Below are 18,797 nucleotides of genomic sequence, written 5' to 3'. Positions count from 1 at the left end.
TCGAAACGGATCGTAACCTTTGATGGTCCGCTCTAGCTCGAATAGTACATGTCGAACTCGACCGGGCTGGGCGTCGTTTCCCAGCGCATGACCTCGTCCCACTTCAGCTCCATGTAGGCGTCGATCTGGTCGTCGCTGAAGACGTCGCCCTTGGTGAGGAAGGCACGGTCCTTGTCGAGCGCGATCAGCGCTTCGCGGAGCGATCCGCAGACGGTCGGGACGTCGACCAGTTCGGCCGGCGGCAAATCATAGAGGTTCTTGTCCATCGCCTCGCCGGGATGCAGGCGGTTCTGGATGCCGTCGAGGCCGGCCATCAGCAGCGCCGCATAAGCGAGATAAGGGTTGGCGAGGGCATCAGGGAAGCGGAACTCGACGCGCTTGGCCTTCTCGCCGGCGCCGTACGGGATGCGGCACGAGGCCGAGCGGTTGCGACTCGAATAGGCCAGCAGCACCGGCGCCTCGAAACCCGGAACCAGGCGCTTGTAGCTGTTGGTCGTCGGGTTGGTGAAGGCGTTCAGCGCGCGTGCGTGCTTGATGACGCCGCCGATGAAATAGAGCGCGGTATCGCTGAGGCCCGCATAACCATTGCCCGCGAAGAGCGGCTTGCCACCCTTCCAAAGGGACATGTGGGTGTGCATGCCGCTGCCATTATCCTTGGCGATCGGCTTGGGCATGAAGGTCGCGGTCTTGCCGTAGGCCTGGGCGACCATGTGGACGACATATTTGTAGACCTGCATGCGGTCGGCGGTCTGGACGAGTGTGCCATAGGTCAGGCCAAGCTCATGCTGGGCGGCGGCGACTTCATGATGGTGCTTGTCGCAGGGCAGGCCCATTTCGAGCATGGTCGAGACCATCTCGGCACGGATGTCGCCGGCGCTGTCGACGGGCGCGACCGGGAAATAGCCGCCTTTGGCGCGCGGGCGGTGGGCGAGGTTGCCGCCGGCATATTCGCGCATGGTGTTGGTCGGCAGCTCGATGTCGTCGAGCTTGTAGCCCGAGGCGTTGTAGCTGTCCTCGAACCGGACATCGTCGAACATGAAGAATTCGGCTTCCGGGCCGACGTAGATGGTGTCGGCGGTGCCGGTGGCCTTCAGGTAGGCTTCGGCGCGGGTCGCGGTGGAGCGCGGATCGCGATTGTAGAGCTCGCCGGTGGCCGGATCGACGATGTTGCAGACCAGGATCAGCATCGGCGTCGCGCTGAACGGGTCGACATAGCTTGCATTGAGGTCCGGCTTCAGGATCATGTCGGACTCGTTGATCGCCTTCCAGCCTTCGATCGACGAGCCATCGAACATGAAGCCGTCGGTCAGCATGTCCTCGTCGATCGCCCCGGCGACCATGGAAAGGTGCTGCCACTTGCCCTTGGGATCGGTGAAGCGAAGGTCCACCCACTCGATCTCATTATCCTCGATGCTCTTGAGGATCTTGCCCGCGTCGCTCGCCATTCCCAGCTCCCGAATAAAGAATCGGCCGCGTGGAATCGCGGCCTTCACCCACAAGGATTCCAGCGATGCGGGCGAGAGTCATGGGGCGGGTGAACAATTCACGCGGGCCGCAGGGCGTGCGTTGATGTAGTCTGCAAGGCGGGGAGGATCATCGCATGAATGGTTCAAACAAGGCCGCTGTGGGCGCCGCCGCGGCCATGGCTGCGATCTCGGCCGCTTTCCTGACCACCCACCATGGCTTGGTCATCGGCATCGTCGGCGGGGCCGTTGTGGGTGCGATCGTCGCGCTCGTTGTCGAATTTGGGATGCGTCGGCGGGGCTAGAGCGTTTCGACCCTCGTTAGGCCGAACCTTCCGAGCGAGGCCGTCAATAGTTCCGACGGCTGATGCCCGGTGAAGACCGCAAGACCTCGCGGCTCGTTCGGCCATTGTTGGTCGCGCGTCAGCCAGGCGATCCGCCGGGCGATACCGGGGCCGCCGTCGACGAATTGAACGCCGGGCAGCGCCGCCGACAGTTCCTCGGCTAGCAGCGGGAAATGGGTGCAGGCGAGGACCACGGTATCGAGGTCCGTGGTATCCCTTAGCGGATGTACGGCCGCTTCGGCCGCGGCTTGGTCTATGGCCTCGCCGGCGAGCTTGGCCTCGGCCAGCGCGACCAGCTCCGCCGAGCCGTGCCGGACGATTGTACAATCGGAGGCGTATTCGCGGGCAAGGTTGTCGACATAGGGTTGCCGCACGGTCGCCTCGGTGCCGAGCACGCCGATGACGCGGGTCTTCGACATTTCCGCCGCGGGCTTGATGGCAGGAACCGTGCCGACGACCGGGATGTCTAGCGCGGCCCGGACGTGATCGAGCGCGATTGTGGAGGCGGTGTTGCAGGCAATGACGGCAAGCCGTGGGTGGTACCGCTCGACGAGCCGGCCCAGCAGCGCTGGCACTCGCGAAGCCAGTTCCTCCTCGGTTTTGGTGCCGTACGGAAAGCCTGCGCTATCCGCCGCGTAGACGATGGGCGCGTTCGGCAGGAGCGCCCGGGTCGGACCGAGCACGGACAGGCCGCCGACACCGGAATCGAAGAACAGGATAGGGGCGTCTGGAGTCACGGCTCAACATCCTCCCCAGCATTTGCTGGAGAGGGGGACCGCGCTGCGCGCGGTGGTGGGGTCCTTGCCAGGCATCGGCTCACGTTATGCATCACAACACACTCAAGATTAGCCCTCACTTCTTCGGCTGCAATCCTAAGTGTCTCAACGCCTTGATCGCGCACCCATTGGTCTCGCCGCTGGTCGCGTTGAACATTGTGGTCGAAATCATGTGCGAGGCCATCGACCTCGACGGCGAGTCCGGCGGCACAGCAATAGAAATCGAGTACGAATGGACCGCACGGATGCTGCTTGCGAAATCGAAGCCCGGCGGGGCTAGTTTGCAGGACGCGCCAAAGCCTGACCTCCGTCGGGCTCAGGCGCTTACTAAGCTCGCGCGCTCTGGTGACTGACAAGACCCCTCCACCGGCTTCGCCGGCCCCCCTCCCCACGAAATCGTGGGGAGGATGTCAAGGTTGCGTAGGCAAGCTGATTTGCTACCACCGCCGCCAATGTCGTCCGGCCTGATCATTCCCCTCCTAGTCGGTTATCTGCTCGGTTCGATCCCGTTCGGGCTGATCCTGACCCGGTTGGGCGGCAAGGGCGACATTCGCGCGATAGGCTCCGGCAATATCGGCGCGACCAACGTGCTGCGGACCGGATCGAAGGGGCTCGCGGTCGCAACCCTGATCCTCGATGCTCTGAAGGGAGCGGCTGCCGTACTGCTCGCTCAGCGCTACTGGCCGGAAGGCGTCCAGTTCGCCGCCGCCGGCGCCATGGTCGGCCACCTCTATCCGCTGTGGCTGAAGTTCCGGGGCGGCAAGGGTGTTGCGACATTGATGGGCGTCATCGCACCCCTGCTCTGGTGGCCGGGACCTGCCGTCTATGCCCTGGTCTGGATTGGCCTGCTGCTCGTCGTCCGAATCTCGTCGGTCGCAGGTCTTGTCGCCGCTGCGACCCCGCCGCTGGTGGCGGCGCTGCTCAACAAACAAGAATATTTCCCACTCCTGCTCGGTTTCACTCTGCTCGTGATCTGGAAACATCGCGCCAACATCCAGCGCCTGATCGCCGGCACGGAGCCGAAAATCGGCAGGGACAAGGCTTGAACGAAGACCTTCTCGCAAAAATCAGATTGATCCGTTCGCCCTCCATCGGGCCGGTCACGTTTCGTCAGTTGCTTGCCCGTTTCGGTTCCGCCGATGCGGCGCTCGCCGCCATTCCCGACCTTGCTGCGCGAGGCGGGGGCAAGCCGCCGGTCATTGCGACGGCGGCGTCGGCCCGCGCCGAGATGGACCGGGTCGAGAAATTCGGCGCGCGTTACCTTGCGCTCGGCCGGGGTCTTTACCCGCGGTTGCTGGCGGAATTGCCGGCGGCTCCGCCGCTGTTGATCGCCAAGGGCGATTTCGGGCTGCTCGACCGGCAGTCGGTGGCAATCGTCGGCGCGCGCAACGCCTCGGCGGCAGCATGCCGCTTTGCACGAGGGCTTGCGCACGACCTTGGGCAGCAAGGCCTGGCAGTCGTCTCAGGCCTCGCGCGTGGGATCGACGCTGCAGCCCATGACGGTGCGCTGGGGAGCGGAACGATCGGCATCGTCGCTGGCGGGATCGACATTTTCTACCCGCCCGAGAATGAAGATCGACAGCGCGCCATGTTCGACCACGGGCTGGTCATCGCGGAAATGCCGCCGGGCACGGAGCCGCGAGCGCGCCACTTTCCCTATCGCAACCGGATCATCGCGGGCCTCAGCCTTGGCACGATCGTTGTCGAAGCGGCGCCGAAATCGGGTTCGCTGATCACGGCTCGGCTGGCCGCCGAGGCGGGCAGGGACGTCATGGCCGTGCCCGGGTCGCCGCTAGATCCGCGTGCCCAGGGCTGCAACGAGCTGATCCGCGAGGGTGCCACGCTGATCCAGAATGCCGCGGACGTGATCGAGACGATCCGCCCCATGGACGGTCGCGTACAATCGGGAAATAGGCCGTTCGAAGCGGCGGCAGGCGAGGCCATTGACCCGGATGATAGCGTTCGAAGATCCATCGAGGAGCTGCTCGGACCGTCGCCCGTGCCGGTCGATGAACTGGTCAGGCTGTCAGGCCAGCCAAGCGGCCCCGTGCAGATGGTCCTACTCGAACTCGATCTTGCCGGACGCCTCGATCGTCATGCCGGCGGCAAGGTAAGCTTGCGCTGACGGCTTGACGACCTATTTGGCCGGCCTCCACCCTCGCACGCATGCGTAAGGGGAAAATGTGAAGCTCGTCGTCGTCGAATCGCCTGCCAAGGCAAAAACCATCGAAAAATATCTGGGGCCGGGGCACCGCGTGCTGGCCAGCTATGGCCATGTCCGCGACCTGCCGCCCAAGGACGGCTCGGTGAAGCCGGACGAAGGCTTCGCCATGGATTGGGAGACCTATCCGGACAAGGCACGCCAAGTGAAGGCCATCGCCGACGAGGCGAAGAAGGCTGAAACCCTGATCCTGGCCACCGACCCCGACCGCGAGGGCGAGGCGATCAGCTGGCACGTCCAGGAACTGCTGAGGAAGAAGAAAGCGTTGCCCGCGCAGGTCGAGCGCGTGACCTTCAACGCCATTACCAAGTCGGCCGTGACCGAGGCGATGTCACGCCCGCGTGCCCTCGATGAGGACTTGATTGACGCCTACAGGGCGCGGCGGGCACTCGACTATCTTGTCGGTTTTACGCTGTCGCCGATCCTGTGGCGCAAGCTGCCGGGAGCCAAGTCGGCCGGCAGGGTGCAGTCGGTGGCGCTGCGCCTCATCGTCGATCGCGAGCGCGAGATCGAGGTCTTCAAGCCCCAGGAATATTGGTCTGTCTCGGCGACGTTCGAAGCGGACGGGCAGGCTTTTACGGGACGCCTGGTCCAGCTGGACGGAAAGAAGATCGAACGGCTGACGATCGGCAACAAGGGCGACGCCGACGCGGCCAAGGCGGTCGTCGAGGCCGGGCGCTTCACCGTCGCTTCGGTCGAGACCAAGCCCTTCTCGAAGAACCCGCCGCCGCCATTCACCACCTCGACGCTGCAACAGGAGGCGGCGCGCAAGCTCGGCTTTGCCGCCAGTCACACGATGCGCATTGCGCAGCAGCTCTACGAAGATGGTCTCATCACTTACATGCGGACCGACGGCGTTCAGATGGCGGAGGAGGCGATTAGCGCCGCCCGCCGTGCCGTCGCCGACCGCTATGACACGGGTTACCTGCCCGACAAGCCGCGCCATTATTCGACCAAGGCGAAGAACGCGCAGGAAGCACACGAGGCCATCCGGCCGACCGATTTCCACAAGTCGCGCGCCGGTTCGGGCGACCATGCCCGCCTGTACGAGCTCGTCTATAACCGTGCCCTCGCCAGCCAGATGGCCTCAGCCCGGCTGGAGCGGACGACGGTCGAGCTCAACGATGGCGCCGGACGCGCGGTGCTTCGCGCCACCGGTCAGGTGACGCTCTTCCCCGGCTATCTTGCGCTCTACGAAGAAGGCCGCGACGAAAAGGACGATGAGGAGAGCGCCCGCATGCCGGCGCTGCGTCAGGGCGACGCGCCCGCCAAGACCGGCGTCGAGGCGGTTCAAAGCTTCACCCAGCCGCCTCCGCGCTACTCCGAGGCGAGCCTCGTCAAGCGGCTGGAGGAGCTCGGCATCGGGCGTCCCTCAACCTATGCGGCGACACTGCAGACGTTGAAGGACCGCGAATATGTGCGGCTGGAAAAGGCGCGCTTCATTCCGGAGGAGAGCGGACGGCTGGTGACGGCCTTCCTCGAGCGCTTCTTCGAGAAATATGTCAGCTACGACTATACCGCCGAGCTCGAGGAAGAGCTCGACGACGTCTCGGGCGGGCGGCTCGACTGGCAGAAATTGCTCGACGACTTCTGGCGCGACTTCAAGCCGAAGGCAGGCGAAGTCATGGAGCAAAAGCCGTCCGAAGTGACGGCGGCGCTCGACGAATTCCTCGCGCCCTGGCTCTACCACGACAAGGGCGACGGGTCGGACCCGCGGCTCTGTCCGCAATGCGGGGAAGGCCGCCTGTCGCTGCGCGGCGGCCGCTACGGCGCGTTCGTCGCCTGCTCCAACTACCCCGACTGCAAATATACGCAGAAGTTCGGGCAGGGCGGGGCGCAGGCAGCAAGCGCCGAGCCGGCGGAGCTGGGTGAAGGCATCCACCTCAAGACCGGGCGGTTCGGCCCCTATGTCGAACAGGGCGACAAGCGCGTGTCATTGCCGAAGGACGTGCCCGCCGAGGGCCTGACGCTCGACATGGCCAAGATGCTGCTGTCGCTGCCACGCGAGGTCGGCATGCATCCAGACAGCGGCAAGCCGATCGTCGCGTCGATCGGCCGCTACGGTCCCTATCTCCAGCATGACGGCAAATATGCGCGGCTGGGCTCGACCGCCGAGGTGTTCGAAACCGGCATGAATGCCGCCGTCGCCAAGCTAGCGGACGCAGCAGCCGGTGGCGGCAAGGGCCGCGGTGCCAGCCGCGAACCGATCGCCGAGCTCGGCAAGCATCCCGAAAGCGGCAAGGACATCAAGGTGATGGCGGGTCGCTACGGCCCCTATGTCAGCGACGGCGCGACCCACGCGACGCTTCCCAAGACCGCTGATCCCAAAGCCGTGACACTCGACGAGGCTGTGGCCCTGATCGACGCAAAGGCCGCCAAGGGCCCGTCGAAGAAGCCCGCCAGGCGGAAGGCGAAGAAGAAGTGATCCGCATCGCCATCAATCGCCTGCCGCACGGCGAGGGCCTGCCGCTGCCCGCCTATGCCAGCCACGGCGCCGCCGGCATGGACGTCGTCTCCGCCGAGGACATCACTTTGGCGCCAGGCGAGCGGCGTGCGGTTGCGACCGGGTTCGCCATCGCCATCCCGCCTGGCCACGAAGTGCAGGTCCGTCCGCGTTCCGGCCTGGCGCTGAAGCATGGCATCACCTGCCTCAACACGCCCGGCACGATCGATGAGGATTATCGCGGCGAGGTGAAAGTCATCCTCGCCAATCTCGGCGCCGAGCCGTTCGAGGTGAGACGCGGCGAGCGTATTGCCCAGCTGGTTCCGGCGGTCGTGACCAAGGCCGAATTCGAAGAAGTCGGCAGCCTCGACGAAACCCATCGCGGGGCCGGAGGCTTCGGCTCGACGGGCCGATGAGCCTCAGCGACGCCGAACTCGAACGCTATGCACGGCAGATCGTGCTGCCGAAATTCGGTGGTGTGGGGCAGCAGAAACTGAAAGCCGCCAGTATTGCCGTCATCGGCGCCGGCGGCATCGGCAGCGGCGCTGTCCCGGCCCTGGCGGCCGCCGGCATCGGCAAGCTTACCATCATCGACGATGACGTAGTCGACCGGTCCAACCTGCAGCGCCAGCCAATTTTCCGCGACGACCAGGTTGGTGGCGAAAAGGCCATGCTGGCGGCGCGGTTCGCCATGGCCCTCAACCCGCACGTCGAAGCCGTGGCCCGCGAACGCCGCATCGACGCCGGCAACGCATCGGAACTGCTTGAAGGCCACGACCTCGTCCTCGACGGCAGCGACAATTTCGCGACCCGGCTGGCCGTCAGTGACGCGTGCGTAGGCCTCGGCATCCCGCTGGTTTCAGCAGCGGCCGTCCAGCTTCAAGGCCAGGTCGGCCTCTTCCGGGGGGCACCTTGCTATCGCTGCTTTGTCGGCGACGCTTTCGATAGCGAAGATTGCGACAATTGCGCCGAGCTTGGGGTGCTGGGCGCGCTCCCGCTGACAGTCGGCAGCTTCGCGGCCCTGATGGCGATCCGGGCGATCGCCGGCATGGGCGAGGATTCCGGTAAACTGCACTTGCTGGACGCCGACCAGTTGAGCTGGCGGGCTATTCCGCTGCCGGCCGATCCTGGCTGCCGGGCCTGTGGAGTTCCTCCGCAATCCGGCTGACAAGGTGCTGCGCGACCGCCTCCTTGGTTGCTTCCTCCCAATCTTCGGAGCCTTCGGCGGTGACCAGGCGAACCTGGTTGTGGGATCCGCCCATGACGTCGCCGGACACGTCATTGGCCACGATCCAATCGGCACCTTTGGCCTGCCGCTTGGCGGAGGCGTTGGCGGCGAGATCTTGGGTTTCCGCGGCAAATCCGACCAGCAGCCCCGGCCGCAGGGGGTGCCTGGCCAAGGTCGCCAGGATGTCGGGATTGGGTTCGAACCGCAGTTGCGGCGGGCCGTCCGCCTTTTTGAGCTTGGTGGGCGACGCCTGAACTTTCCAGTCGGCGACTGCAGCAACCAGGATTGCAGCATCGCAGGGGAGGGCGGCGTCGACCGCGGCCGCCATCTGCTCGGCCGTCTCGACATCGATCCGGGCAACTCCCCCCGGCGTCGGGAGCGAGACTGGACCCGCGACAAGCGTGACCCGGGCCCCGGCAGCGGCGGCTGCGGCTGCGATCGCAAAGCCCTGCTTTCCGGACGAACGGTTGGCGATGACGCGCACGGGATCGATGGGCTCGTGGGTCGGGCCAGCGGTCACCAGGATATGTTTCCCCTTGAGCGAACCATCGGCTGCCGGAGCGGTAGGCGGCACGGTCGGAGCCGGAAACAGTGCACCAGCGTCAAAAGGGAGCGAAAACTCCTTCGCCAGATAAGCCATGATGTCGACCGGCTCGGGCAGGCGACCCGGGCCATATTCGCCGCAAGCCATGTCGCCCTCGACAGGTTCGATCACCTTGATGCCCCGACTCTTGAGTCTGGCGACATTGTCCATTGTCGCCTCGTGCAGCCACATTCGGTGGTTCATCGCCGGAGCAATGACGACAGGCTTGTCGGTGGCGAGCAGCAAGGTGGTGGCCAAATCATCGGCGATCCCAGCGGCCATCCGCGCAATGAGGTCGGCGGTAGCGGGGCAGACCAGCACCAGGTCCGCCGCACGGGACAATTGGATATGCCCCATCTCGGTCTCGTCCTTGAGATCCCAGAGCGAGGTGTAAACCGGGCTTTCGGCTAGCGCGGCAAGCGTCATCGGCGTTACGAAATGTGCGCCGCCCGCGGTGAGGACCGGCGTCACCTCATGGCCCGCTTTACGGGCGAGGCGAATGAGCTCGCTCGCCTTGTAAGCGGCAATGCCGCCGCCGATGATCAGGAGCAGGCGCGCCATGGCCGCCTCCTGCCAAGGAGTGAAAGAGGAGTCGAGAGCTGCCGCTTCAGCAGGTTACAGCTGCGAATGCGTCTCCGGCTGCGACTTGTTGGTCGCTTGCGCCTCTTCGTCCGGCTTCAGGTAGATCCGCTTCGTGACACAAACGTTCCGCGGAATCGCGGAGCCAACGACTTCCTGCGGCCTGCAAATCTTCTTCAGTTTGTAGGGCAGGGGCTTGGGATCGCTTGAGGCTTCGGCGGTGTCGCCGGCCTGAGGATCGGCGGGAGGTGCCTCCTGCGCCAAGGCAGGCGCAGCAACCAACAGCAACGCAAGAGACAATTTACCGAGCATAGATGGCCTCATCCCCAGATTAAAAAGCGCGCCGGAATCGGCGCGTTAACCGCAAGCTGTATCACTTGCTGACAATTCTGCAAATATGTCAGCGAATGAAGTACATAGCGGCCGCGCCGGCCGCTGCCGCAAGGAGTCCTACTAGCAGCAATGCTCCGCTTCGTTTGGGCCGGATGACGGCGATATCGGCGAGCGGCGGTGGCGGCGGAGCGCCGCCGGCAGCCGGATAATAAGCGTCGAGGCGGTCGATGAGCTGCGGGATTTTCTTGAGCGCACGAACCGTGTCGATGATGCGATCGGCATAATAAGCCTCGGGCCCGAGCTCGGTCCGCATCCAGTCGCGGAGGAACGGCTCCGAAGTCTCCCACATGTTGATGTCGGGATCGAGCGCAGTCGCGACGCCTTCCTCCATCACCATCGTTTTCTGCAGCAGCAGAAGGTGTGGCTGGACCGGCATGTCAAAGTCGCGGGTGATGGCGAACAGGCCTTCCAGCATCCGGCCGACCGAGATTTCCCGGACCGGAAGGCCGCGGATCGGCTCGCCGACAGCACGCAGGGCGGTCGCGAACTCTGCGACACTGTGGTGCGGCGGAACATATTGCGCCTCGAAATGGATTTCGGCGACGCGATCGTAATTGCCGGTGATGAGGCCGTAGAGGATTTCCGCAAGCCAGACGCGGGCGCGGCGGTCTATGCGACCCATGATTCCGAAATCGATGGCCGCGACGCGGCCGTCAGGCAAAGCGAACAAATTCCCCTGGTGCAGGTCGGCGTGGAAATAACCGTCGACCACCGCCTGCCGGAGGAAGGCGCGGACGAGGATTGCCGCCAGCGACTTGGTATCGTGGCCGGCCGCAATCAGCTCGTCGCGCTTCGACAGCTTGATGCCGTCGAGCCATTCCAGCGTCATCACGCGCCTGGATGTCCGCCGCCAGTCGATGTCAGGGATGTGGAAACCTGGCTCGGCAAGCATGTTTTCCTTGAGCTCCGAAGCCGAAGCTGCCTCGCGGGTCAGGTCGAGCTCGCGGCGCACCCACTGCTTGAAATAAGCGACCACCATGCGGGGACGGAGCCGCTCGGCCTCGCCTCCCAAGAGCTCGACGTGGGCAGCGGCCCATTCATAAGTTTCGATGGCGCGCGCGAACTCATCCTCAATCCCCGGACGCAGCACCTTGACCGCGACGGTCCGGCCTTCGGTCGTGACGGCGCGATGGACCTGGGCGATGGATGCGGCGCCGACGGGCTCGGGGTCGACCTCGGTGAAGAACTGGTCGAGCGGACCGCCGAGGCCCGCCTCGATGGCAGCGCGGATCTTGGCGAAGGGTTCGGGCGGGAGCGCATCCTGAAGCTGGAGAAGGTTCGCAGCGGCGGCGGCGCCTACCAGGTCCGGCCTTGTAGCGAGCGCCTGCCCAAGTTTGATGGCGGCCGGGCCGATTTCCTGCAGCGCCGCTGCATAGTCGACCTCTGCGGGGACCCGTGCGCCGATGCGGGCAATGCGGCACAGCCGCCGCACGTTGGGCGGTGTCAGCGGGTCGCGCTCGATGCCCTGCAGGGCGCCGTGGCGCGCCAGTGTGCGGCCCCATTTGAACAGCCGCCACAGATGGGTAACCGTAGCGGTCAAATCTTCCACCCGCTCCAGATGCAGACTAGTCCGCCGAGCATTGGTTCGACCTTGGCGTTTGCGAACCCTGCGTCGGCGATCATCCGGCGGAACTCATCGGGCTTCGGGAACCGGCGGATCGATTCGACGAGGTAGCGATAGCTTTCTTCATCGTCGGCCACGGCCTTGCCGATCCGTGGGATAACCTTGTCGGCGTAAAGCTCGTAGGCCTGTCCGAAGCCCGGCCATTCACTGGTCGAGAATTCCAGCACGAACAGGCGGCCGCCGCGACGCAGGACCCGGTGCGCCTCCTTCAGCGCGGCCGGGATGTCGGTGACGTTCCTGATGCCGAAAGCGATCGTGTAGGCGTCGAAGCTCGCGTCGGCGAAGCTGAGCTTCTCCGCATTCTGTTCGGACCAGGACAGCCCTTCGATGCGGCGGGACTTCGCCCGCTCGATGCCGACGTCGAGCATGTCGCGGTTGATATCGGCGACGGTAACCTGTGCTCCGCGCTTGGCCATGCGGAAGGCAATGTCGCCGGTGCCGCCGGCCATATCGAGGATCACGTCTCCGGCGCGCGGCTTCACGCGGGCGACGAAGCGGTCCTTCCACAACCGGTGCATGCCGCCCGACATTAGGTCGTTCATGACATCGTAGCGGCGGGCGACGGACGAGAAGACGCCGCCGACACGGCGGGTCTTTTCCTCGGGGCTGACCAACTGGTCGCCGAACTGAACCTTGTCCTGCATGGTGAAGCGCCTCTAGCGGCGGAAACGGCCGTCCGCCATATGCGGCCTCAATGCCCGAGCTTCCCGAAGTCGAAACCACTGTGCGCGGCCTGGAGAAGGTGCTCGACGGGCGCCGCATTACCCGCGTCGAAGCGCGGCGCGAAGATTTGCGCCGGGCTTTCCCCAGAGACCTTGGCCAGCGGCTGACCGGAGCGCGGGTCACCGGACTGCGGCGGCGGGCCAAATATGGGCTGATCGATACGGACCGCGGTGACACGATGATCTTCCATCTGGGGATGTCGGGAAGCTGGCGGATCGATCATGCCGAACTTGGCAAGCACGACCACCTGCTGATCGAGACGGACGAGGGGCGGCGGTTGACGCTGAACGACCCGCGCCGCTTTGGATCGGTCGATCTGGTGCGGACCGGCGAGCTTGGCGAATGGCCCGCCTTCAAGGCGCTCGGTCCGGAACCGACGGGTGAGGTCACTGGCGCGTGGCTGCGCGAGAGATTCGCTGGCCGGACAGCCCCGGTCAAAGCCATGCTGATGGATCAGAGGGTGATCGCCGGGCTTGGCAATATCTATGCCTGTGAGGCGCTCTACCGTGCGCGCATCGATCCGAGGAAAGCGGCGGGGAAGGTGTCGCGGGCAAAGCTGGACGGCCTTGCGGATGCGATCCTTCAAGTCCTCGAAGAGGCGATCGCAGCTGGCGGATCGACGCTGAAGGACTTCATCCAGCCCGATGGCGAGCTTGGCTATTTCTCCAAAACGTTCGACGTCTACGACCGCGAAGGCCTGCCCTGCGGTTGCGGCGGAAAAGTGAAGCGAATCGTCCAGGGTGGCCGCTCGACCTTCTTCTGCCCTGCTTGCCAGCGATAGCCGCGCGTGACGGTTGACCTTCCGGCCTCTCTCTTATAGGGGAGCGCCACGCCGGTGCGGCCCGTTGGGCACGCGCCGCTTTCATTTAGACCGACAGAGATTTGGAACCGACACGATGGCGAACACGCCGCAAGCCAAGAAGCGCATCCGCCGCAACTCCAATCGCGCCGAGATCAACGGTGCCCGCGTCAGCCGTATCCGGACCTTCGTGAAGGCCGTCGAGTCGGCGCTGGAGAAGGGCGACAAGAAGGCCGCCGCCGAGGCGCTGAAGAATGCGCAGCCGGAAATGGCTCGTGGCGTTGCTCGCGGCGTGCTTCACAAGAACACTGCCTCGCGCAAGTTCTCGCGCCTGACCAAGCGGGTCTCGGCTCTCGGCTAAGTTCGCCGGTTAAATATAGTCCCGCTTTGAAACGGGCGGCTGGGGTGATCCGGCGGCCCTTTTCATTTCGCATCCGCAAAAATTCCAGCAATTCCCGCGATTCGCGCATTGCGCGCTGCCGCAAATGCCTGAAAAATGGCGCGTTACTGCCAAATTAACGCATTTCTGCCGGTTTTCCGTGTCAAGGCGTTTTATTTTCAGTTTTGTGAAAAATCCCGCTTGAACGCGCACGCAATCGCTTTCAAAACCATCGGCTCCGGCAGTGATTCCACTGGGGGGACACCGCGTAGAGAAAGCTAAAGGCGCCGCGACTCGGGACCGGCGCAGAAGCCTTCTTGCGCCCTGACGGACGGGATAGAGGAGGCGCCACGAAGTGCAGGGGGTTGGGCAGGTTGCGTCGAATGATCCCGGTGCTGCGGCGATCCTCGACACGCCGTTATCGGCGGCATGGGAATCGATCCGCACTGGCCTTCGCCGCGATTGCGGTGCCCGCACTTTTGATGGCTGGCTGAAGCCGGCCGAGCTTGGCGCGTTCGACCCCGACTCGGGCGAGCTCGAACTCGTCATGCCCAGCAAGTTCATGGCAGACTGGGTGCGCTCGCATTTCGGCGAGCGGCTGATCCTCGCCTGGAGGTCGGCTTTGCCGGTTGTGCGCGATGTGCGCATTACCGCCGCCGCCGACGCCCCGCGCCCCTCGCCGCTGCTGATCCTCGAGGAAATCCCCGCGGCGCCGGCGAACGCGATCGAGCGCGATCCGAACGCTCCCAATTTCGACCCGCGCTATCGCTTCGAGACGTTCGTCGTCGGCAAGGCCAATGAGGTCGCCTGCACCGCGGCGCGGACCTTGGCGAGCGCTGACACGGTCAGCTTCAACCCACTGTTCATTCATGGCGGCACCGGCCGCGGTAAGACCCACTTGCTGCACGCCATCGGCCAGGATTTCCTCGCCCGCCGCCCGTCCGCCCGCGTCGTGTCGATGTCGGCCGAGAAATTCATGGTCGAATTCGTCCGCGCGCTGAAAGAGAATGACACGATCGGCTTCAAGAGCCGGCTGCGTTCGGCCGACCTGCTGTTGATCGACGACGTCCAGTTCATCGCCGGCAAGGATTCCACGCAGGAGGAATTCTTCCACACGATGAACGAGATCATCACCGCCGGCCGGCGACTGGTGATTACTTCGGATCGCGCGCCTCAAGACCTGGACGGTATCGCCCCGCGCATCCTGTCGCGCCTCAGCTGGGGACTGGTCGCCGATATCAACCCCGCGGATTACGAGCTGCGTCTCAACATCCTCGAAGCGAAGTTGGCGGGCCTGCCCGGCATCGAGATGCCGAAGAACGTCGTCGAGTTTTTGGCGCGCCGCCTGACCAATTCGATCCGCGAACTCGAAGGCGCATTGAACCGCATCGCCGCTTATGCGATGATGACGGGCAGGGCGATCGACCTGGCATTCGTCGAGGAAGTGCTGGCGAATGTGCTTCGCGCCAACCAGCGCCGCATCTCGATCGACGAGATCCAGACCCAGGTTGCCGAGCATTACCGTATCCGCAAGGCGGAGATGACCTCGGCGCGCCGCGCCCGCGAGGTTGCTCGCCCGCGCCAGGTGGCGATGTATCTGTCCAAGCAGCTGACACCGAAGTCGCTGCCCGACATCGGCCGTCGTTTCGGCGGCCGCGACCACACGACCGTGATTCACGCCGTGCGGCAGATCGAGAAGCTTCGCGCTTCCGATGCCGAGCTCGACGCCGACATCCGGCTGCTGACGAGGCAGCTGGAGGGCTGACCGGGCACCGGGCTGCGAGGGAGGCGCGGCCCGGACGGCAAGTTGCGTAAGAGTCTGGGGAAAGCGTTCCGATTGCGGCCCAGTGCCGCGACCTCCCCGGCCCTTGCCCGCGGGCCGGGGAGGACTAGCAAAGGCCCGTCCGGCGTAAATCCGGACGGGCTTTTGTATTTTTGAGCTTAGCGGCCGAGGCCGACTGCGGTGTAGGCGGAAGCCAAGGTAGGGGCGCCAAGGGCGCTGGCGCGAGCCGCCCCGTCGGCGAGGATGCGATCAAGTTCTGCGGTGTCGGAGCGAAGCTCGTCGAGGCGCGAACGGATCGGTTTCAGCAGGGCAATCAAGGCTTCCGCCAATGCCGGCTTGAATGAGCCGAATCCCTGGTCTGCGAAGCGTGCAAGGACTTGCTCCACGCTATCGCCAGTCACGGCCCCGTAAATGCCGACGAGGTTCTTCGCTTCTGGCCGGCCTTCAAGCAGGGCAGGGTCGTCCGGCAGAGGCTCAGGGTCTGTCTTCGCCTTGCGGATTTTCTGGGCGATCATGTCATCGTCGTCGATCAGGTTGATCCGGCTCATGTCCGACGGATCGGTCTTGGACATTTTGGCGCCGCCATCGCGCAGGCTCATGACCCGCGCCGCCGTGCCACCGCCGATAAACGGCTCGGGCGGGACGAACAGTTCGACGTCGAAATCCGTGTTGAACTTGATGGCGATGTCGCGGGTCAGTTCGATATGCTGCTTCTGGTCCTCGCCGACGGGCACGTGGGTCGCCTGGTAGAGCAGGATATCTGCTGCCTGCAGGACCGGATAGGTGAACAGGCCTACGGACGCACCCTCCTTGTTCTTGCCGGCCTTGTCCTTCCACTGCGTCATGCGATTGAGCCAGCCCATGCGGGCCGTGCCCTGAAGGATCCATGCCAGCTCCGCGTGGGCGGGGATGGCGCTCTGCCGGAACAGAATCGACTTGGCGGGATCGATGCCGCTGGCGATCAGCGCCGCCGCCATCTCGCGGACACTCTTGGCCAGCTGCCCGGGATCGACATCGACGGTCAGAGCATGGAGGTCGGCGAGAAAGAAGAGGCACTGGGCCTCATCCTGCATCCGGACCCAGCGAAGGATAGCGCCAAGCAGATTGCCAAGATGCAGGTCACCGGTCGGCTGAATTCCGGAAACGACCCGCATGGCCTTGGACTGGGCTTCAGCCGGCATCCGTGTACTTCCTCCTGCGCCGAACCAGCGAGCGCAATTCCTCCTTGTCGGTGCCGCCGAGCAGCCAGACAAGCGGGAAATAAACCGCCATGCCGCCGCCGACGAGCGCGATGACGCCCAACATGCGATGGCCAACCGAGCCGGCGAAGAAGCTGGCCAGCCCCATCTTGATCGCGAACAATGCGCCCACCATCGCCGCTGCGGCGATCAGCTGACGGATGACCCGGCTGGCGAGCCACCCCTGGATTCGGAAATGTCCCCGGCGATGAAGGATGACATAGAGGATCAGGCAATTGAGCCAGCTGCAGATCGCTATGGCCGCGGCCAGGCCGCCAATTCCGAACGGCGGGATCAGCGCGAAGTTGAGGCCGATGTTGGCCAGGAGGACGAACGCCGCCGTCTTGACCGGCGTGGCAGTGTCCTGCCGAGCGTAAAAGCCCGGAGTCAGCACCTTGACCAGGACATAGGCCGGAAGCCCGAGGCTGATGATGGCCAGTGTCAGGGCCGAGAGGCGCGCATCCTCGGCGGTGAAATGGCCGCCCTGGAATAGGGCTGAGACCAGCGGGCCACTGGAGACCGCGAGTGCGAGCGCAGCGGGCAGGCACAACAACATTGCAAGCTCGGCAGCTTGCCCCTGGACCTTGGCCGCCTCTTCCTGCTGGCCGGCGCCGACGTGCTTTGAAACCTGTGGCAGAATGGCGGTGCCGAGCGCGGCGCCGATCACACCAAGCGGCAATTGGTTCAACCGATCGGCATAGTTGAAATAGCTCATGGCGCCCGTCCCGATGCGAGTCAGGAAGAACGTGTCGATGAAAGCGCTGATCTGGTAGACGCCCGCGCCCAGAGTTGCGGGGATGACCACCCGGACGAACTGGCGGACGCCCGGCGTCAACCGCGGCCTGCGCCATTTGAGGACAATACCCGCCCGCTTGCAGGCTGCCATGAGCAGCGCCAGCTGGAGCACACCACCGAGCGTCACGGCGATCGCCAGCGCCGTGGCGGTAATGTGACCGCCATCCGGCACGAAGATCAGCGCCGACAGCATGGCGAGGTTAAGGAGGGCGGGGGCGAACGCCGCCGCAGTGAAGCGCGCCAGGCTGTTGAGGATGCCGCTGAACAACGACACGAGGCTGATGAGGACGAGATAGGGGAATGTGATGCTGGTAAGGAACGTGGCCAGTTGGAGCTTTTCACCCGTGTAGCCGGAAAGCAGGGCCACGAATGGCCCCATGATCACTTCGAACACCAGCGTGAACAGCACCAGAGTCGGCGCGAACACCGCCAGCACTTCCTCGGAAAAATGCTTGGCCTCTGCTTGGCCGCCGGGGCCATGCAGCCGCTGCGAATAGAGCGGCACGAAGCCGGCCGAAAAGGCACCTTCGCCGAACAGGCGGCGAAATGTGTTGGGAAGGCGGAACGCGACAAAAAAGGCGTCGGCCTGCCAGCTGGCACCCATCACCCGCGACATCAGCATCTCGCGGGCGAACCCTGCAACCCGGCTGACGAGCGTCAGCCCGCCAATGGTGCCCGTCGCCTTGACGAGATTCATGGGCGCAATGCCGGTTTTTAGCTGTTGGTCTGGTCGGAGCCCTCGGCGGGCGCCTCACCAGCACCGTCGGCGGGCTCACCGCCCTCGGAACCCTGCAACGTGTTGAGCTGCTGGATGTAAGCCGCGTTGAAGTCGATCGGCTCAAGCAGCAGCGGCGGGAAGCCGGTATTGCCGACGGCCTCCGCGACGATCTGCCGGACGAACGGGAAGAGCATCCGCGGCGCTTCGATCAGCAGAAACGGTCCGATTGCATCTTCGGGGATATTCCGAAGGCCGAGCAGCCCGGCATAGCTGAGGTCGATCAGGAAGTGTGCGCCATTGTCCGAACGGGCGGCAACATTCACCTTGAGGATGACCTCGTGAACCTCGTCCGAGACATTGTTGACGTTGATATTGAACTGGATATCGACCTGCGGCTGGGCCTGCCATTGGAACACGGCCGGGCTATTCGGGCATTCGACCGACAAATCCTTGATATACTGAGTCAGAACCGCGATCTGCGGCGCACCCTCCGGTCCTGAGCCATTGTTCGCGTTATTGGGATCCTGGTCGGCCATGATCGGGAATGGTCCTTATGTGCTGCTTGCGGGCTTCGGCCTATGCCGAGTAAGCCTTTGGAAAGTGAAGGAGCGCGCCTAGCAGCCGCAATAATGCGGCGCAATGCCGGGAGCGACCTTTGAATCCAAGCGTTGTGCGCATTATGTTGGGTGCCGAACTGATCAGGATTTT

The 18,797-nt window shown here is 64.5% G+C and carries 19 protein-coding genes; 9 read left to right on the top strand and 10 right to left on the bottom strand.

The window, feature by feature from the left end; translation table 11 throughout:
- Positions 1-32 precede the first annotated feature (32 nt).
- Entirely contained in the window at positions 33-1,445 is a 1,413-nt protein-coding gene (gene glnA, locus LZ536_RS03005) for a type I glutamate--ammonia ligase (protein ID WP_249846812.1), read from the bottom strand.
- A 155-nt stretch (positions 1,446-1,600) separates the two neighbouring features.
- On the opposite strand from glnA, the gene LZ536_RS03000 reads away from it, so the two are divergent.
- Positions 1,601-1,768 (top strand): hypothetical protein, encoded by a 168-nt coding sequence (locus LZ536_RS03000; protein ID WP_249846811.1) that lies wholly within the window; start codon positions 1,601-1,603, stop codon positions 1,766-1,768.
- Here the strand turns inward: LZ536_RS03000 and murI are convergent.
- On the bottom strand, positions 1,765-2,544 hold the full coding sequence (gene murI, locus LZ536_RS02995; protein WP_249846810.1) for a glutamate racemase: 780 nt from the start codon (positions 2,542-2,544) through the stop codon (positions 1,765-1,767). The genes LZ536_RS03000 and murI overlap by 4 nt on opposite strands.
- Positions 2,541-2,975, bottom strand: a complete 435-nt coding sequence (locus tag LZ536_RS13160) for an endonuclease domain-containing protein (RefSeq protein ID WP_431357908.1) — start codon at positions 2,973-2,975, stop codon at positions 2,541-2,543. Before LZ536_RS13160 ends, murI begins: the two co-directional genes overlap by 4 nt.
- Before the next feature lie 60 nt (positions 2,976-3,035).
- On the opposite strand from LZ536_RS13160, the gene plsY reads away from it, so the two are divergent.
- From plsY to LZ536_RS02965, 5 genes are read left to right on the top strand one after another with little or no spacing between them, the layout of a single operon-like run.
- Positions 3,036-3,629 (top strand): glycerol-3-phosphate 1-O-acyltransferase PlsY, encoded by a 594-nt coding sequence (plsY, locus tag LZ536_RS02985; RefSeq protein ID WP_249848543.1) that lies wholly within the window; start codon positions 3,036-3,038, stop codon positions 3,627-3,629.
- Complete coding sequence (dprA, locus tag LZ536_RS02980) at positions 3,626-4,708, top strand: DNA-processing protein DprA (protein WP_249846808.1); 1,083 nt, start codon at positions 3,626-3,628, stop codon at positions 4,706-4,708. The genes plsY and dprA overlap by 4 nt, the downstream gene beginning before the upstream one ends.
- Before the next feature lie 58 nt (positions 4,709-4,766).
- The gene (topA, locus tag LZ536_RS02975) at positions 4,767-7,229 is read left to right on the top strand and encodes a type I DNA topoisomerase (protein ID WP_249846807.1); all 2,463 of its coding nucleotides are present in this window, start codon (positions 4,767-4,769) and stop codon (positions 7,227-7,229) included.
- Positions 7,226-7,663, top strand: a complete 438-nt coding sequence (gene dut / locus LZ536_RS02970; RefSeq protein WP_249846806.1) for a dUTP diphosphatase — start codon at positions 7,226-7,228, stop codon at positions 7,661-7,663. The genes topA and dut overlap by 4 nt, the downstream gene beginning before the upstream one ends.
- A complete protein-coding gene (locus LZ536_RS02965; protein ID WP_249846805.1) occupies positions 7,660-8,415 on the top strand; it encodes a HesA/MoeB/ThiF family protein in 756 nt (251 codons plus the stop codon). The genes dut and LZ536_RS02965 overlap by 4 nt, the downstream gene beginning before the upstream one ends.
- On the opposite strand, the gene LZ536_RS02960 is transcribed toward LZ536_RS02965, so the two are convergent.
- From LZ536_RS02960 to ubiE, 4 genes are all read right to left on the bottom strand, one after another.
- Positions 8,354-9,619 carry a bifunctional phosphopantothenoylcysteine decarboxylase/phosphopantothenate synthase gene (locus tag LZ536_RS02960; RefSeq protein ID WP_249846804.1) on the bottom strand — a complete coding sequence of 422 codons (1,266 nt, stop codon included), beginning with the start codon at positions 9,617-9,619 and terminating at the stop codon, positions 8,354-8,356. The two genes, LZ536_RS02965 and LZ536_RS02960, sit on opposite strands and share 62 nt — an antisense overlap.
- A 54-nt stretch (positions 9,620-9,673) precedes the next feature.
- A complete protein-coding gene (locus tag LZ536_RS02955) occupies positions 9,674-9,949 on the bottom strand; it encodes a hypothetical protein (RefSeq protein WP_249846803.1) in 276 nt (91 codons plus the stop codon).
- Positions 9,950-10,037: 88 nt separating this feature from the next.
- Positions 10,038-11,570 carry a 2-polyprenylphenol 6-hydroxylase gene (gene ubiB, locus LZ536_RS02950; RefSeq protein WP_249846802.1) on the bottom strand — a complete coding sequence of 511 codons (1,533 nt, stop codon included), beginning with the start codon at positions 11,568-11,570 and terminating at the stop codon, positions 10,038-10,040.
- Positions 11,567-12,298: a bifunctional demethylmenaquinone methyltransferase/2-methoxy-6-polyprenyl-1,4-benzoquinol methylase UbiE gene (ubiE, locus tag LZ536_RS02945; RefSeq protein WP_249846801.1), complete on the bottom strand. Its 732-nt coding sequence runs from the start codon at positions 12,296-12,298 to the stop codon at positions 11,567-11,569. The genes ubiB and ubiE overlap by 4 nt, the downstream gene beginning before the upstream one ends.
- 50 nt (positions 12,299-12,348) lie before the next feature.
- Here ubiE and mutM point away from each other — a divergent pair, with 50 nt between their 5' ends.
- The 3 genes from mutM to dnaA all read left to right on the top strand — a co-directional run bounded on the left by mutM (position 12,349) and on the right by dnaA (position 15,320).
- Positions 12,349-13,158: a bifunctional DNA-formamidopyrimidine glycosylase/DNA-(apurinic or apyrimidinic site) lyase gene (mutM, locus tag LZ536_RS02940; RefSeq protein WP_249846800.1), complete on the top strand. Its 810-nt coding sequence runs from the start codon at positions 12,349-12,351 to the stop codon at positions 13,156-13,158.
- A gap of 115 nt (positions 13,159-13,273) precedes the next feature.
- Positions 13,274-13,537, top strand: a complete 264-nt coding sequence (rpsT, locus tag LZ536_RS02935; protein WP_249846799.1) for a 30S ribosomal protein S20 — start codon at positions 13,274-13,276, stop codon at positions 13,535-13,537.
- A gap of 373 nt (positions 13,538-13,910) precedes the next feature.
- Positions 13,911-15,320, top strand: coding sequence for a chromosomal replication initiator protein DnaA (gene dnaA / locus LZ536_RS02930; RefSeq protein WP_249846798.1), 1,410 nt, complete (start codon positions 13,911-13,913; stop codon positions 15,318-15,320).
- A 176-nt stretch (positions 15,321-15,496) separates the two neighbouring features.
- On the opposite strand, the gene trpS is transcribed toward dnaA, so the two are convergent.
- Genes trpS through secB form a run of 3 tightly spaced genes read right to left on the bottom strand, consistent with a single transcriptional unit; the run spans position 15,497 to position 18,625 of the window.
- Positions 15,497-16,492 carry a tryptophan--tRNA ligase gene (gene trpS, locus LZ536_RS02925; RefSeq protein ID WP_249848542.1) on the bottom strand — a complete coding sequence of 332 codons (996 nt, stop codon included), beginning with the start codon at positions 16,490-16,492 and terminating at the stop codon, positions 15,497-15,499.
- A gap of 16 nt (positions 16,493-16,508) precedes the next feature.
- Entirely contained in the window at positions 16,509-18,068 is a 1,560-nt protein-coding gene (murJ, locus tag LZ536_RS02920; protein WP_249846797.1) for a murein biosynthesis integral membrane protein MurJ, read from the bottom strand.
- A 17-nt stretch (positions 18,069-18,085) separates the two neighbouring features.
- The gene (gene secB, locus LZ536_RS02915; protein WP_249846796.1) at positions 18,086-18,625 is read right to left on the bottom strand and encodes a protein-export chaperone SecB; all 540 of its coding nucleotides are present in this window, start codon (positions 18,623-18,625) and stop codon (positions 18,086-18,088) included.
- Positions 18,626-18,797: the final 172 nt, after the last annotated feature.

It is taken from the genome of Sphingomonas alba (assembly GCF_023516555.1).
Lineage (GTDB): Bacteria > Pseudomonadota > Alphaproteobacteria > Sphingomonadales > Sphingomonadaceae > Sphingomicrobium > Sphingomicrobium album.
This window is presented reverse-complemented; position numbering and strand designations above follow the sequence as displayed.